General features: G+C 64.2%; 11 protein-coding genes. 7 read left to right on the top strand and 4 right to left on the bottom strand.

Annotation, left to right across the window (positions count from 1 at the left end):
- Nucleotides 1-36: 36 nt before the first annotated feature.
- Nucleotides 37-1932: a penicillin-binding protein 2 gene (mrdA, locus tag ACIQYU_RS17750; RefSeq protein ID WP_207830628.1), complete on the bottom strand. Its 1896-nt coding sequence runs from the start codon at nucleotides 1930-1932 to the stop codon at nucleotides 37-39.
- A gap of 559 nt (nucleotides 1933-2491) precedes the next feature.
- Between mrdA and ACIQYU_RS17745 the strand changes: the two genes are divergently transcribed.
- The 3 genes from ACIQYU_RS17745 to ACIQYU_RS17735 all read left to right on the top strand — a co-directional run bounded on the left by ACIQYU_RS17745 (nucleotide 2492) and on the right by ACIQYU_RS17735 (nucleotide 6108).
- Nucleotides 2492-3832, top strand: a complete 1341-nt coding sequence (locus ACIQYU_RS17745) for an MFS transporter (protein WP_207830625.1) — start codon at nucleotides 2492-2494, stop codon at nucleotides 3830-3832.
- A 103-nt stretch (nucleotides 3833-3935) separates the two neighbouring features.
- Complete coding sequence (locus ACIQYU_RS17740) at nucleotides 3936-5189, top strand: OprD family porin (protein ID WP_207830623.1); 1254 nt, start codon at nucleotides 3936-3938, stop codon at nucleotides 5187-5189.
- 205 nt (nucleotides 5190-5394) lie between these two features.
- Nucleotides 5395-6108, top strand: coding sequence for a GntR family transcriptional regulator (locus tag ACIQYU_RS17735; protein ID WP_207830620.1), 714 nt, complete (start codon nucleotides 5395-5397; stop codon nucleotides 6106-6108).
- Between the two features lie 6 nt (nucleotides 6109-6114).
- Here the strand turns inward: ACIQYU_RS17735 and ACIQYU_RS17730 are convergent, their stop codons facing one another.
- A complete protein-coding gene (locus ACIQYU_RS17730; protein WP_233687706.1) occupies nucleotides 6115-7065 on the bottom strand; it encodes a PDR/VanB family oxidoreductase in 951 nt (316 codons plus the stop codon).
- A 12-nt stretch (nucleotides 7066-7077) separates the two neighbouring features.
- Nucleotides 7078-8145, bottom strand: a complete 1068-nt coding sequence (locus ACIQYU_RS17725; RefSeq protein ID WP_233687705.1) for an aromatic ring-hydroxylating dioxygenase subunit alpha — start codon at nucleotides 8143-8145, stop codon at nucleotides 7078-7080.
- 210 nt (nucleotides 8146-8355) lie between these two features.
- On the opposite strand from ACIQYU_RS17725, the gene ACIQYU_RS17720 reads away from it, so the two are divergent.
- From ACIQYU_RS17720 to ACIQYU_RS17710, 3 genes are read left to right on the top strand one after another with little or no spacing between them, the layout of a single operon-like run.
- Nucleotides 8356-9021 carry an ABC transporter ATP-binding protein gene (locus ACIQYU_RS17720; RefSeq protein ID WP_207830613.1) on the top strand — a complete coding sequence of 222 codons (666 nt, stop codon included), beginning with the start codon at nucleotides 8356-8358 and terminating at the stop codon, nucleotides 9019-9021.
- Entirely contained in the window at nucleotides 9021-11483 is a 2463-nt protein-coding gene (locus tag ACIQYU_RS17715) for an FtsX-like permease family protein (protein ID WP_402801130.1), read from the top strand. The genes ACIQYU_RS17720 and ACIQYU_RS17715 overlap by 1 nt, the downstream gene beginning before the upstream one ends.
- Nucleotides 11473-12528 carry a lipocalin-like domain-containing protein gene (locus tag ACIQYU_RS17710; protein ID WP_233687703.1) on the top strand — a complete coding sequence of 352 codons (1056 nt, stop codon included), beginning with the start codon at nucleotides 11473-11475 and terminating at the stop codon, nucleotides 12526-12528. The genes ACIQYU_RS17715 and ACIQYU_RS17710 overlap by 11 nt, the downstream gene beginning before the upstream one ends.
- A gap of 165 nt (nucleotides 12529-12693) precedes the next feature.
- Here ACIQYU_RS17710 and ACIQYU_RS17705 read toward each other — a convergent pair whose 3' ends face one another.
- Complete coding sequence (locus ACIQYU_RS17705; RefSeq protein ID WP_233687702.1) at nucleotides 12694-13440, bottom strand: enoyl-CoA hydratase; 747 nt, start codon at nucleotides 13438-13440, stop codon at nucleotides 12694-12696.
- Between the two features lie 102 nt (nucleotides 13441-13542).
- Here ACIQYU_RS17705 and ACIQYU_RS17700 point away from each other — a divergent pair, with 102 nt between their 5' ends.
- Entirely contained in the window at nucleotides 13543-14187 is a 645-nt protein-coding gene (locus ACIQYU_RS17700) for a TetR family transcriptional regulator C-terminal domain-containing protein (RefSeq protein ID WP_061551687.1), read from the top strand.
- The last annotated feature ends 25 nt before the right edge of the window (nucleotides 14188-14212 follow it).

Genomic DNA, 14212 nt, shown 5'->3' with positions numbered 1-14212 from the left:
GCGTCGCGAAAGGGCTGCGAAGCGGCCCCAAAATTCTCAAGTATGCGGCACGCTGCGAGGCGCTACCCCGCCCGCATACTCCGGCTTCAGATGCCCCTGCTCATCCAGCAGATAGGCATCCATCACCTCCCGCACCACCGGCCCCGCCACCCGTCCACCGGCCTCGCCGTTCTCGATCATAACCGCCACCACCACACTTGGGTGATCAGCCGGGGCAAAGCCGACGAACAGGGCGTTGTCGCGGTGCCGCTCCAGGGTCTTGTCGCGGTTGTAGCGTTCGCCCTGCTTGATCGCCACCACCTGCGCGGTGCCGCTCTTGCCGGCAATCCGGTACTGCGCACCGGCCGCGGCCGCGCGGGCGATGCCGCGCGGGTCGTGCATGACCATCTGCATGCCCTGGTTGACCTGGTCCCAGGCGTGCCTGTCGTGCAGCACGATATCGGGCATCGGGTGTGGGTCCACCGGCGCATCGCCGCCCACGGTCATGGCCAGGTGCGGGCGGTGCCACACGCCCTTGCTCGCCAGCAGGCTGGTGGCCTGGGCCAGCTGCAGCGGGGTGACCTGCATGTAGCCCTGGCCGATGCCCAGGATCAGCGTCTCGCCCGGGAACCAGGCCTGGCGCCGGGTGGCGCGCTTCCACTCAGCTGACGGCATCAGCCCGGGCGCCTCCTCGAACATGTCCAGCGACACCTTCTGGCCCAGGCCGAACTCGGCCATGTAGTCGTGCAGGCGGTCGATGCCCAGCTTGTGTGCCAGGTCGTAGAAGTAGGTGTCGTTGGAACGCATGATGGCGGTGTACATATCCACCCAGCCATCGCCGCTGCGGTTCCAGTTGCGGTACTTGTGGTCGTAGTTGGGCAGCTCGTAGTAGCCCGGGTCGAACACCCGGCTGCCCGGGGTGATCACGCCGCTGTCGAGGCCGGCGATGGCCACCTCCGGCTTCACCGTCGAACCGGGGGCATACAGGCCGCGCAGCACGCGGTTGAACAGCGGGCGGTCGATGGAGTCGCGCAGGGCGGCGTACTGTTTGAAGCTGATGCCCTTGACGAACAGGTTGGGGTCGAAGCTGGGGTTGCTGACCATCGCCAGCACGTCGCCATTGGCCGGGTCGAGCACCACCACCGAACCGCGGCGGTCGCCCAGGGCCTTTTCCGCGGCCAGTTGCAGGTGGGCGTCCAGGGTCAGGACGATGTCCTGGCCCGGGGTCGGGGCCTTGTGGTTGAGCACACGCATCACCCGGCCCTGGGCGTTGGTCTCGACCTCCTCGTAGCCCACATGGCCGTGCAGCTGGCTTTCGTAGAAGTGCTCGATGCCGGTCTTGCCGATCGACTGGGTGCCCCGGTATTCGGTGCTGTCGAGGGCCTTGGCTTCTTTCTCGTTGATGCGCCCCACATAGCCCACCGAGTGGGCGAAATGCTCGGCCAGCGGGTACTCGCGGATGAACTGTGGTTCCACCTCCAGGCCGGGCAGGCGGAACTGGTTCACCGCCACCAGGGCGATCTGCTCTTCGCTCAGGCCGACCATCAGGGTCACCGGCTCGAACGGCTTGCGGCCACGGCGCAGGTCCTTGTCGAACTGCTTGCGGTCGTCGTCGCTCAGGCTCAGCACCTGCGCCAGGGTATCGAGCACCTTGGCCGTGTCGCCGCCGGCCCGCTCGCGGGTCATGGTCAGGTCGAAGCTGGGCTTGTTGTCGGCCAGCACCACGCCATTGCGGTCGTAGATCAGCCCGCGCTCGGGGGCGATGGGCAGCACGTGCACGCGGTTGTTTTCCGATACGGCGGTCTGCTGGTCGTGTTGCAGCACCTGCAGCACATAGAGCCGGCCCACCAGGACGGCGACCAGGCTGAAGACCAGGGCGGCGCAGGCCAGAAGCCGGCGGTTGACCAGGTGCTTTTCCTTTTCGTGGTCCTTGAGGGGGATGGGTTGCGGCATCAGGGGCTCTTTTCTACGGGGTCGCCTTGGCCGTGCGGGCGCGCGAATGGGCGGGTGATGCTACGCAACCCGCTATGCCGCCTCAAGGCGAGTGCCATCTGGCGATAGCGTGGCATCGGCTGTGAGCCCCGTGATCAGGGCGCTGGCGGGCTATATGAAGATTTGTTCATGGCTGACCCTCCGTGAAGGTTTAATGGAGGTTTTTTTGCCTTTATGGATCCATAAAATTTGTTTGTTCGATAAACGAACAGTAATTCTTGATTTATTTAAGCTAATAACACCTTGAAAAATATAGATTTATTTTGCTTATCTCAAGCATGTAGTGGCGTATTGCTAAACGAAACCCTACGTTCTTGAGTTCACGATGATTGTTTATGGATCCATTATCTGGTTGATTAGCGCCTGACAACGGCCGGGAACCTCCGGCCGTATGCGACAACAATTACAAAAAGGGCCCAGTCATGAATGGCTTTTCAAGGGTGTGGAACCGCGAGGGTTCCTTGCGCTTTGCCTGCACGTGCGCATCTCTTCTCTCACCTGTGAACCGGCAGGTGAGCCCATGAATTCCAACCTCAAGCAACGCCTGGACGCCGACCCGATGGGGCGCTTCCAGTGCCTGGCCATTGGTATCTGCATCATTCTCAACATGATCGACGGCTTCGACGTATTGGTCATGGCCTTCACTGCTGCCTCGGTGTCTGCTGAGTGGAGCCTGAACGGGGCGCAGGTGGGGTTGCTGCTCAGCGCCGGTTTGTTCGGCATGGCGGCGGGGTCGCTGTTCATCGCGCCATGGGCCGATCGCCTTGGTCGTCGCCCGCTGATCCTGTTGTGCCTGGCGCTGTCCGGTATTGGCATGTTGCTCTCGTCGCTGAGCCAAAGCCCGCTGCAACTGGCAACATTGCGTGGACTGACCGGTTTGGGGATCGGCGGCATCCTGGCCAGTAGCAACGTGATTGCCAGCGAGTACGCCAGCAAGCGCTGGCGTGGCCTGGCGGTCAGCCTGCAGTCCACCGGCTATGCGCTGGGCGCGACCTTGGGCGGTTTGCTGGCAGTATGGCTGCTGGGGCACTGGGGCTGGCGCTCGGTGTTCCTGTTCGGCGGCATCGTCACCGTCCTGGTGATTCCGCTGGTGCTGTTGTGGTTGCCGGAGTCATTGGACTTCCTGCTGGCACGCCGGCCAGCCAATGCCCTGGCGCGGGTCAACCGCCTGGCGGCGCGCCTCGGCCAGCCGACACTGGTGCAACTGCCAGCAATGGCGGCAAGGGAGCAGGGCGCAGCCAGCGGTTTCAAGCAGCTGCTGACACCGGTCATGCGCCGCACCACGCTGGTGATCTGGTTGTTGTTCTTCCTGGTCATGTTCGGCTTCTACTTCGTCATGAGTTGGACGCCGAAGCTGCTGGTGGCCGCTGGGCTTTCGGCCGAGCAGGGCATTACTGGCGGGGTACTGCTGAGCGTTGGGGGCATCCTTGGTGCGGCGCTGATCGGCGGCCTGGCCTCGCGCTGGCCACTGACCCGCGTGCTGGCGCTGTTCATGCTCATCACCGCAGCGCTGCTGGTGCTGTTCGTGGCCAATGGCGCCTCGGTCAGCGCGGCGTTGGTATTGGGGTTGTTGATCGGGCTGTTCTCCAACGGCTGCGTGGCCGGGTTGTATGCCTTGTCGCCCGTGGTCTATGGCGCTTCGGTGCGCGCCACTGGTGTGGGCTGGGGCATAGGCATCGGTCGCATGGGCGCGATCCTGTCGCCGACCGTGGCTGGTGTGCTGCTCGATGGCGGCTGGCAACCGTTGCACCTGTACGGGGTATTCGCCAGCGTGTTCGTGCTGGCCGCAGGTTGCCTGCTGTTGCTGCGGAGCGGAACAAGGCCGACGCCAGGTTTGGCTGGCGATGCACTGAGCCACTGAGTACTGCCCGGCCAGGTCGGGCACCTGAATGCAGCTTGTCTCCCTGTGCCCATGCCGGCACGGGGTGGTCGGCTGCGCCTACGAAAAGCGGAGAACAATAATAATGATGCACACGACTTGTACACTGAACCGTTCGGCCCTGGCGGTTTCGCTGGCGCTAGGCCTGGGGTTGCCGGCCTGGGCCGGGGAAGGGGGCTTCTTCGAGGATGCCAAGGCCGGGTTGACACTGCGCAACTACTATTTCAACCGTGATTTTCGCGACCCAGGGGCGGCCAAGAGCAAGGTTGAAGAATGGGCCCAAGGGTTCATCTTCAAGTTCAGTTCAGGCTACACCCCAGGATTGATCGGTTTGGGCCTGGACGGCATCGGCATGTTCGGCGCAAAGCTGGACAGTGGCCGCGGTACAAGCGGCTCCGAACTGCTGCCGGTGCATGATGAGGGGCGCGCGGCTGACGACTATGGGCGCGCCGGGTTGGCGGCGAAGCTGCGCATTTCGGCCACCGAGTTGAAGGTAGGTGAACTGCTGCCGGACATTCCATTGCTGCGCTACGACGATGGCCGTCTGTTGCCGCAGACCTTCCGCGGCGCAATGTTCGACTCACGCGAAATCGAAGGTCTGAGCTTGCAGGCTGGCCAGTACCGTGAGGTTAGCCTGCGCAACTCGTCGGACATGCAGGATCTTTCTGCCTGGGCTGCGCCAGGGGTGACTGCGGACGGTTTCAACTACGCCGGTGCCGAGTACCGTTTCAACCAGCAGCGTACGCTGATCGGCGTCTGGCATTCGCAACTGGAGGACATCTACCAGCAGAGCTACTTCAACCTGCTGCATAGTCAGCGAGTAGGGTATTGGACGCTGGGTGCCAACCTCGGTTACTTCATCGACCGGGACGATGGCCAGGCGCGCATCGGCGGTATCCAGAGCCGTACAGGCTACGCCTTGCTGTCTGCCGCGCGCAGTGGCCACACGTTGTACCTAGGGCTGCAGAAGGTGAGTGGTGATAGCCAGTGGATGTCGGTGTACGGCAGTAGCGGACGGACCTTGGGCAACGACATGTTCAACGGCAACTTCAGCAATGCTGACGAGCGCTCATGGCAAGTGCGTTACGACTACAACTTTGTCGCGTTGGGCGTGCCAGGCCTGCTGGCCATGGTGCGTTACGGGCACGGCGAGAACGCGACCACGGCGGCAGGCAGCAATGGCAAGGAGTGGGAGCGCGATACCGAGGTCAACTACACCTTCCAGAGCGGGACATTGAAGGACCTCAACATCCGGCTTAACAACGCGACCAACCGGCGTAGCTTCAATGGTGACTTTGATCAGACACGGTTGATCATCACCTATCCGCTGACGTTGTAAGCGCGTCGTATCCTTGAGGTTGCGGTGGGGGACAAAACCGGTCGCATGCTCCGCGTCGTCCACTTTGCGGCCAAACCCGCTCCTGTATCTAAAGCGCATGGCTTGAGGCGGGGGCGCTGTCATGCAACCCGTCAGCCCGAACAGGTCAGCAACAACCTCTCGGCTTGCGCTAAGATACCCGCTCATGTCTCTGGAAGTTGCCTGGATGAGCAAACCCGGTCAAATGGTGCTTGTCGCGTTGCGCAAGATGATCGCCTCGGGCGAGCTGGCGGCCGGCGAGCGCTTGATGGAAGTCCCCACCGCAGAATTGTTCGGTGTCTCACGCATGCCGGTGCGCATTGCGTTCCGTACCCTCGAGCAGGAAGGCTTGCTGGTACGCTTTGGTGGCCGAGGGTTCCAGGTGCGTTCTGTCAGCGCCGATGAGATCGCCGGAGCTGTCGAGGTGCGAGGCGTGCTGGAAGGATTGGCTGCGCGCCAGGCCGCCGAACGTGGCTTGTCCGCGCAAGCTTGCGCGGCCTTGCAACAATGCCTGGTTGATGGCGACCAGCTGTTCGACAAGGGCTTCGTGACCGAAGCAGACCTGCAGGCCTACCACGATCTCAACATGCGCTTTCACCAGGTGATCACCGAGGCCAGCCACAACCCGGCCATTGCCGTAGCACTGGCGCGTAACGATCACCTGCCGTTCGCTTCGGTCACCGCGCTGGCTGTGGACCGCCATAACCTGGCCCGCGAATACCGGCGCTTCAACTTCGCCCACATGCAGCACCATGCGGTGTTCGATGCCTTGATCAACCGCCAGGGTGCCCGCGCCGAAGCGATCATGCGCGAGCATGCCAATGCCACCCTTCGTTACGCCGAGACCTTCGGCGGCGCTGCTCCAGACCCAGGCATGAAGGTCATCCTGCCGACTTCGTGAGCCGGCTCAGATATCCAGCACCAGCAACGGCGTTTTCGACCGCGAGCAACAAGGCGTGAACTGATCGTTCAGGGCTTGCTCCTCCTCGGTGAGGAACATGTCGCGATGGTCGGGCGTACCCTGTAGCACACGGGTCAGGCAGGTACCGCAAATACCTTGCTCGCACGACATCGCGATCTCGATGCCGTTCTGTTCAAGCACCTGCACCACGGTCTGGTCGGCCGGCACCTCGAACACTTGCCCGGTACTGTTGACCTGCACCGAGAAACTACCGTCGTTACTGGCATCCACTGGCGCAGCTGCAAAGTACTCGCGGTGCAGGTTGGCTTCCTGCCAGCCCAGCTCCTTGGCATTCTCGAGCACATGCTGCATGAAGCCACCTGGCCCGCACACATACAGGTGCATATCGCCCTGTGGGTTACCCAGCACTCGAGCAATGTCCAAAGCGGTTTCCGGCTGCTCGTCAAAATGCATGACCAGCCTATCGGCAAACGGCGCATTGCGAATACGCTCGACAAACGCCGCACGCTCGCTGGAGCGGGCGCAGTAGTGCAGTTCGAAATCATGGCCACTGTGGGACAACTGCTCGGCCATGCACAGGATCGGGGTAATGCCGATGCCTCCGGCAAACAGCAAACTGCGCCGTGCATCCTCGACCAGCGGGAACAGGTTGCGCGGCGCGCTGATACGCAGCCGGGCACCGGCCTGCACCTGCTCGTGCAGGCTGCGTGACCCGCCCCGCGAGGCCGGGTCATTGAGCACGCCGATCAGGTAGCGGTGGCGCTCTTCGGGGTGATTGCACAGCGAATACTGGCGCACCAGCCCATCGGGCAGGTGCACATCGATGTGCGCGCCAGCGCTGAACGCCGGCAGCAGGCTGCCATCTGCCGCCGCCAGCTCGAAACTGCAGATACCCTGCGCTTCATCGTTACGGGATACCACTACGGCATCGATCATGTTGGCAGTTCCTCAGGCAGGGGTGGCGCTGGTAGCGATCAGTTGCGGCTGGGGTGCACGTTCTTTGGCGATGAGCCGCTCCAGCACCTTGCGCGACTGCACGCCGCCGGCATCAATGTTCAGCTTCAGAAGGTTGCGCTCGGGGTTGGCCAGCAGGTTCTGTTGCTGGCGTTCGAGCATCTCCAGGTCTTCGCTGAAAATCTTGCCCTGGCCCTCGCGAATGTTGTCTGTCAGGGTCTGGTCGTGTGCCGCGAAATTGCGCGCCATGCCCCAGAAGTACCAGATCGAGGTATCGCTTTCCGGGGTGATGAAGTCGACCACGATGCTCGACGCCTTGTGCTGCGCCTCGGCGTGGTAGCCACCTTTGCCAGCATGCGCCACGCCGACTTCGATCAGCACATGGCTGGGCGGGGTGAAACGGCAAATCTGCCAGCGGTCCACTGGCACATCGTCGGCCAGGCCGTTGCCGCGCAGGGCCATGCGCCAGAAGGGCGGGGCCATGATGTTTTCCATGTGTCGGGCGGTGACTACTTCGTCGCCGGTGACGGTGGTGACCGGTGGCGCCTCGTCGATTTCTTTCTGGCCGATGCTGGAGGCGTGCACGTAGGTTTCGTGGGTCAGGTCCATCAGGTTGTCGATCATCAGGCGGTAGTCGCAGCCGATGTGGAAAAGCCCACCTCCATAGGCCCACTCATCACTCACCGCCCACTCCAGGTGCGGGATCAGCGCCGGGTCGGCTTGCGCCTGATCGCCCGGCCAGACCCAGATGAAGCCATAGCGCTCGACTGCAGCAAAGGTCTTGTTGCAGGGGAAGCCCCGTACCCGCTGGCCCGGCATCGACACGGTCTTGCCGTCGCAACCCATGACCAGGCCGTGGTAGCCACATACCAGATTGCCGTCCTCGACATAGCCCAGCGACAACGGCGCGCCGCGGTGCGGACAGAAGTCCTCGACGGCCGCTACGCGGTTCTCGCGGCCACGGTAGAACACGATCTTCTCCCCGCAGATCTGTCGGCCCAGGGGCTTGGTGGCGATTTCGTCGGGGGTGCAGGCAACGTACCAAGTGTTCTTGGGGTACATGGGTAGGCTCTCCGGGGTTTTGTTTTTATTTAATGGATCCATTAGAGCCGTACGAGTACGCATGGTCAATATAAATAGCCCGTTATTTAAGGGTTTTGTGCGGTTATCGGATTATTAGTGGATCCATTTGTGGTGAATATAGGTACTTTCATGCTCCAGCAGCGCTTGACCTGCTATTACTAAACAGACCTCACCCACCAAGGCCTCTCGATGCTGGTCATCGAAAACCTCTACAAATCATTCCCTACGCCCCAAGGCCCAATCCCGGTTTTGCAGGGCGTCGACCTGCGCCTGGCCCGCGGCAGCAGCCTGGCGCTGATGGGGGAGTCGGGCAGCGGCAAGAGCACCTTGCTGCACCTGGTGGCCGGCCTGGACCGTGCCGACAGTGGCCGCATCCTGATCGACGACGCACCGCTCGACAGCCGTTCCGAGGCGTCGCTGGCGCTGTGGCGGCGGGAGGGCATTGGCCTGGTGTTCCAGCAGTACAACCTGATCAGCAGCCTGGACGTGGGGGCAAACCTCGCGTTCCAGGCCCGGTTGGCCGGTCGGCATGATCCCCTTTGGCTGGCCTACCTGGCGCAGCGCCTGGGTTTGGCGGATTTGCTGGCGCGTTACCCGGAGCAACTGTCTGGCGGCCAGCAACAGCGGGTCGCCATCGGCCGCGCCCTGGCCGGGCGCCCGGCCTGGTTGCTGGCCGACGAACCCACCGGCAGCCTCGACGAAGCCAGCAGCGATGAGGTGCTGAGCCTGCTGTTGCAACTGGTCGCCGAGGCGGGCAGTGGGGTGCTGATGGTGACCCACAGCCCGCGGCTGGCGGCGCGCTTGCAGCAGCGTTGTTACCTGCAAGCCGGCCGTGTGCGGCCTGAGCAGGGCTGATGAGACTTCTATCGCTGGCCCTGCTGGCGCTGCTCAGCCACTGGCGGCGCCATCGCGTGCAGTTTGTCAGCATCTTCACCGGCCTGTGGCTGGCCACGGCGCTGTGGACTGGCGTGCAGGCGCTGAACAGCCAGGCACGCAGCGACTATGCCCGGGCCAGCGCGGTGCTGGCCGGGCCGCTGCAGGCGCAACTGGTGCCACGCCGTGGCGAGCGCTTCGACCAGGCGCTGTATGTGCAGTTGCGCAGGCTGGGCTGGGCGGTAACGCCGGTACTGGAAGGGCGCTTGCGCTTGCCCGGGGAGCCGGGGCGCAGCGTGCGGTTGGTCGGCATCGAGCCGTTGAGCCTGCCGCCGGCCAGCAGCATCGCGGGTGTGCAGCCTCGAACGTTCGATCTGCAAGCCTTCATCGGCATGCCCGGGCAAGCCTGGGTTGGGCCAGACACCTTGCGTCAGCTGAATGCCGGCCCCGGGGCGTCAGTCCGTGGCAGTGAAGGGCAACTGCTGCCGCCGTTGGTTCTGCAACCAGCGCTGGCCCCGGGGGTGATCGTGGTCGATATCGGCCATGCCCAGGCGTTGCTGCACGCACCCGGGCAGTTGTCGCGCTTGCTGGTGGCCGCCACGCCGGGACCGTTACCGGCGGATATCGCGCCTTACCTTGAGCTGCAACCCCAGCAGGATGATGGCGGTTTGCAGCGGCTGACCGACAGTTTCCACCTCAACCTGAGCGCCCTCGGCCTGCTGGCGTTCGTCGTCGGCCTGTTCATTGCCCATGCCGCAATCGGTTTGGCACTGGAACAGCGGCGCGGCCTGATCCGCAACCTGCGCGCCTGTGGCATCGGCCTGCAAACTCTGCTGTGCGCCTTGGTGCTGGAACTGGGGCTGTTCGCGGTGCTGGGCGGTCTGGCCGGCGTGGCCAGTGGTTACGGGCTGGCCGCGTGGTTGTTGCCCGATGTGGCCGCCAGCTTGCGTGGCCTGTATGGCGCGCAAGTCGCCGGGACGCTGAGCCTGCCCGCAGGGTGGTGGCTGATGGGCGTGCTGGTGAGCGTACTGGGGGCACTGCTGGCGGGCTTGGGCAGCGTAATGCGTGCGGCTCGGTTACCGTTGCTGGCGCTGGCGCAACCTCAGGCGTGGCGGTTGGCGCAGGGGCCGTGGTTGCGGCGTCAGGCCCTGGTGGCCGGCCTGTTGCTGTTGCTGGCACTGGGCTGTGGTGTGCTGGGCGACAGCTTGCCCAGCGCGTTCGGCCTGCTGGCAGGCTTGCTGTTGGCGGCGGCGCTGTTGCTGCCGGCCTTGCTCGACCGGGTGCTGGCCTGGTTGGCGCGCCGTTGCCAGCGGCCTTTGTCGCAATGGTTCGTCGCCGACAGCCGCCAGCAACTGCCGGCCCTGAGCCTGGCGTTGATGGCACTGTTGCTGGCGCTGGCCGCCAGTGTTGGCGTGGGCAGCATGACCGAGGGCTTTCGCAAGACCTTTGTCGGCTGGCTTGACCTGCGCCTGTCCGCCGACCTGTATGTCAGCCCAAGGGACACCGCCCAGGGCTTGCAGATAGCCGAGTGGGTCGGGCAGCAGCCTCCAGTTGGTGTGGTGTTGCCCGGCTGGCGTGTGGAAACGCAGCTGCAGGGCTGGCCGGTGCAGGTCCAGGGCATCGTCGATCATCCCGTCTATCGCACACGCTGGCCATTGCTGGCGCAGCAAGAGCAGGCCTGGCAGCAACTGGCCAGTGGGCAGGCGGTGATGCTCAGTGAACAGCTGGCCAGGCGACTGAAACTGCAACTGGGCGATCACCTGAGGCTGCCCGCAGACACTTCTCCAGCCCTGAGGGTTGTGGGGATCTACGCCGATTACGGCAACCCCAAAGGGCACATGCTGGTCAATGCCGACTGGCTGCGCGGGCACTGGCCACAGGCAACCCTGACCGGGTTGAGTGTCGATCTGGCGGTCGAGCAGGTGTCGGCGCTCAAGGCCGCCTTGCAACAGCGCTTTGCCCTGGATGATAGCCGCGTGGTCGAGCAGGCACGTCTCAAGCGCTGGTCGACCGACGTGTTCAACCGCACCTTCGCCGCCACCGCCGCGCTCAACAGCCTTACCCTTGGCGTGGCTGGTGTAGCACTGTTCATCAACCTGCTGACCCTGGGCCAGACCCGCCTGGGCCAGTTGGCACCGCTGTGGGCACTGGGCGTGCGGCGCACGCATCTGGTGTGGCTAAGCCTCGGGCAGACACTGCTGCTGAGCAGCCTTACCGTGCTGCTGGCGATCCCGCTGGGTATCCTGCTGGCCTGGTGCCTGGTCGCGGTGGTGAACGTGCAGGCATTCGGTTGGCGTTTGCCGCTCTACGTGTTCCCTGCGCAACTGCTGCACCTGGCCGTGCTGGGCATGCTTACCAGCCTGTTGGCCAGCGCCTGGCCACTGTGTCAGCTGGCGCGTCGCCAGCCGCGTGAACTGTTGAGGCCGTTTGCCGATGAAACGTAACGCCTGGCTGTTGCTTTGTGGGTTGCTGGGCGGCTGTGATCAGCCGGCCGAACAAAGCTATGCCGGGCTCGGGCAGCAGGCGGGTGAATTCAGCCAGGTAAGCCGCGGCCATCGCCTGGAATTTCCGCGTGACCACGGTGCCCATGATGGCTTTCGCATCGAGTGGTGGTATGTCACCGCCAACCTCCAGGACGCCCAAGGGCGGGACTGGGGCGCGCAGTGGACGCTGTTTCGCTCGGCCCTGCGCCCCGGCCCCGAGACTGCCGGCTGGAACAGCCCGAACCTGTGGATGGGGCACGCGGCGCTGACCGGGCCGGGTGCTCATCAGTCTGCCGAAACCCTGGCGCGTGGGGGGATCGGCCAGGCGGGCGTGCAGGCCCGGCCGTTCCGGGCGTGGATCAATGACTGGTCGTTGCAGGGCAGCAGTGGCATCGAGGATCTGCAAATGGTTGCCGGTGGTGAAGGCTTTCGCTATGACCTGCAACTGCACAGTGATCGGCCCTTGGTGCTGCACGGGGATCAGGGTTACAGCGAGAAGTCCGGCAAGGGGCAGGCTTCGTACTATTACAGTCAACCGTTTTATCGGGTGAGCGGGGAAGTGCAGCGTGACGGCCAGTGCATCGCTGTCACCGGCCAGGCCTGGCTGGACCGGGAATGGAGCAGCCAGCCGCTGGCTGCCGGGCAGACGGGGTGGGACTGGTTTTCGCTGCACCTGGGCATTGGTGCCAGGCTGATGCTGTTCCAGGTGCGCGAGGTGCAAGGGGAGGCCTATCGCGCCGGGACCTGGGTTGGCCCGCAGGGTGAGGTGGTGGCGCTGCAGGGGGCGCAGATCCAGTTGCAGGCGCTGGCCTGGGCCCGGCAGAAGAACGGCAAGCAAGTGCCGACGCGATGGCGGGTGCAGGTACCGGGGCATGGGGTGGATGTGCAGGTCGACGCGGTGGAGCCGCAGGCCTGGATGGAGACGCGGTTCCCGTATTGGGAGGGGCCGGTGCGCTTGAGCGGGAGTGCGGGTGGGCGTGGGTATCTGGAGATGACCGGCTATTAACACCTCATAGCCCATCCATGACGCGGTCCCTGTGGGAGCGGCCTTGTGTCGCGAAAGGGCCGCAAAGCGGCCCCGGCAATTTTGCGGTGATGCGAAGATTCTGGGGGCGCTTCGCACCCCTTTCGCGACACAAGGCCGCTCCCACAAGAGACAGCGTCAACCCAGTCAGTCCTTGATCAATCCCCGCAGCACCGCCCGCGCTTCTTCAGTGCGCAGGCACTCGATGAACAACCGGCTTTCCCGCGCCACTGTCGCCTCCAGTTCGGCCCGTTGGCTGTCCTTGAGCAGCCGCTTGCTGATGCGCAGCGCCGCCTGTGGGTAGCCTTGCAGTTGCCGCGCCAGACGACGGGCAGCCGCCAGGCACTGTTCGCCGTCTTCATGCAGTTCATTGGCCAACCCCCACGCCACCATCCGTTCGCCGTCGAGCAACTCGTTTGCCAGCAGCAGGCGAGCCGCTCGGGCATGGCCTAGCAGGCGTGGCAGCAGCAGGCTGGAGCCAAACTCCGGGCACACGCCCAACGGCGCGAAGGGGACGCGCAGCTTGGTCGTACGGCTGACCAGCACCTGGTCGCAATGCAACAGCAAGGTGGCACCAATACCTATCGCCGCGCCACTGACCGCGGCAATCAGCGGCTTCTCCAGGCCCATCACCACCCGCATCAGGCGAAACACCGGGCTGTCCAGGTCGGCGGGCGGGTTGTCGAGGAAGTCGCGCAAGTCATTGCCGGCAGTAAAGCAGTGCGGCCCACCGGTGATGATGATGGCTTCGACATCAGGGTCTTCACCTGCCGCCAGCAGCAGGTCGCCCAGCTGTTGGTACATGGCAGTGTTCAAGGCGTTGAGCTTGTCGGGGCGGTTGAAGGCCAGGGTCAGCAGGCCCTGGTCCAGGTCACGTGTGATCAGGTCGTTCATGGCAGCCGCTTTTGTTGTTGTGGGCATCGGTGCCAAGGGTTTATCACGCAGTCCGGCTTGTTGTACAGTCGTTCAGTCCAGCCCCTAGCCCGAGAGCCGTCGATGAACCAGGAAGCCCGCTACCACCGCATGCTGCCGGAATTGCGCAAAGCCAACCTGGTCGAGGCGACCCTGGTATGCCTCAAGCGCCATGGCTTCCAGGGCGCGTCGATCCGCAAGATTTCGGCCGAGGCCGGGGTTTCGGTCGGGTTGATCAGCCATCACTACGCCGGCAAGGATGAACTGGTGGCCGAAGCCTACATGGCGGTCACCGGCCGGGTGATGGGCCTGCTGCGCGAGGCCATGGCCCAGGCCGCGCCCAATGCCCGCGAGCGGTTGTCGGCGTTTTTCCGCGCCTCGTTCTGCGCCGAGCTGCTCGACCCGCAATTGCTCGACGCCTGGCTGGCGTTCTGGGGCGCGGTGAAGACCGCCGATGCGATCAACCAGGTGCATGACCATTCCTATGGCGAATACCGCAATGAACTGAGCGGGCTGCTGGCCACGCTGGCCGGGGAGGAGGGCTGGCAGGGCTTCGATGCCGACCTCGCGGCCATCAGCCTGAGTGCCTTGCTCGACGGCCTGTGGCTGGAGTCGGGGCTCAACCCCGGTACCTTCACCCCCGAGCAGGGCGTGCTGATCTGCGAGGCCTGGGTCGATGGCCTGCAGGCCGGTGGCCGGCGCCGCTTCAGCCCGCCGGAGGGCTGTTGATCGCCTGTTCAGTAACGAGTACGCT

Origin of the sequence: Pseudomonas sp. NPDC096925 (genome assembly GCF_044762545.1) — a bacterium.
Lineage (GTDB): Bacteria > Pseudomonadota > Gammaproteobacteria > Pseudomonadales > Pseudomonadaceae > Aquipseudomonas.
Note: the sequence above shows the minus strand (reverse complement) of the source record. Positions and strands in the feature narration are given on the sequence as shown.

What these genes read in the sequence shown, in the direction of transcription:
- mrdA (WP_207830628.1), bottom strand. Translation starts at nt 1,932, where the DNA reads ATGCCGCAACCCATCCCCCTCAAGGACCACGAAAAGGAAAAGCACCTG.
- ACIQYU_RS17725 (WP_233687705.1), bottom strand. Translation starts at nt 8,145, where the DNA reads ATGTACCCCAAGAACACTTGGTACGTTGCCTGCACCCCCGACGAAATC.
- ACIQYU_RS17720 (WP_207830613.1), top strand. Translation starts at nt 8,356, where the DNA reads ATGCTGGTCATCGAAAACCTCTACAAATCATTCCCTACGCCCCAAGGC.
- ACIQYU_RS17715 (WP_402801130.1), top strand. Translation starts at nt 9,021, where the DNA reads ATGAGACTTCTATCGCTGGCCCTGCTGGCGCTGCTCAGCCACTGGCGG.
- ACIQYU_RS17730 (WP_233687706.1), bottom strand. Translation starts at nt 7,065, where the DNA reads ATGATCGATGCCGTAGTGGTATCCCGTAACGATGAAGCGCAGGGTATC.
- ACIQYU_RS17700 (WP_061551687.1), top strand. Translation starts at nt 13,543, where the DNA reads ATGAACCAGGAAGCCCGCTACCACCGCATGCTGCCGGAATTGCGCAAA.
- ACIQYU_RS17735 (WP_207830620.1), top strand. Translation starts at nt 5,395, where the DNA reads ATGAGCAAACCCGGTCAAATGGTGCTTGTCGCGTTGCGCAAGATGATC.
- ACIQYU_RS17740 (WP_207830623.1), top strand. Translation starts at nt 3,936, where the DNA reads ATGATGCACACGACTTGTACACTGAACCGTTCGGCCCTGGCGGTTTCG.
- ACIQYU_RS17710 (WP_233687703.1), top strand. Translation starts at nt 11,473, where the DNA reads ATGAAACGTAACGCCTGGCTGTTGCTTTGTGGGTTGCTGGGCGGCTGT.
- ACIQYU_RS17745 (WP_207830625.1), top strand. Translation starts at nt 2,492, where the DNA reads ATGAATTCCAACCTCAAGCAACGCCTGGACGCCGACCCGATGGGGCGC.
- ACIQYU_RS17705 (WP_233687702.1), bottom strand. Translation starts at nt 13,440, where the DNA reads ATGAACGACCTGATCACACGTGACCTGGACCAGGGCCTGCTGACCCTG.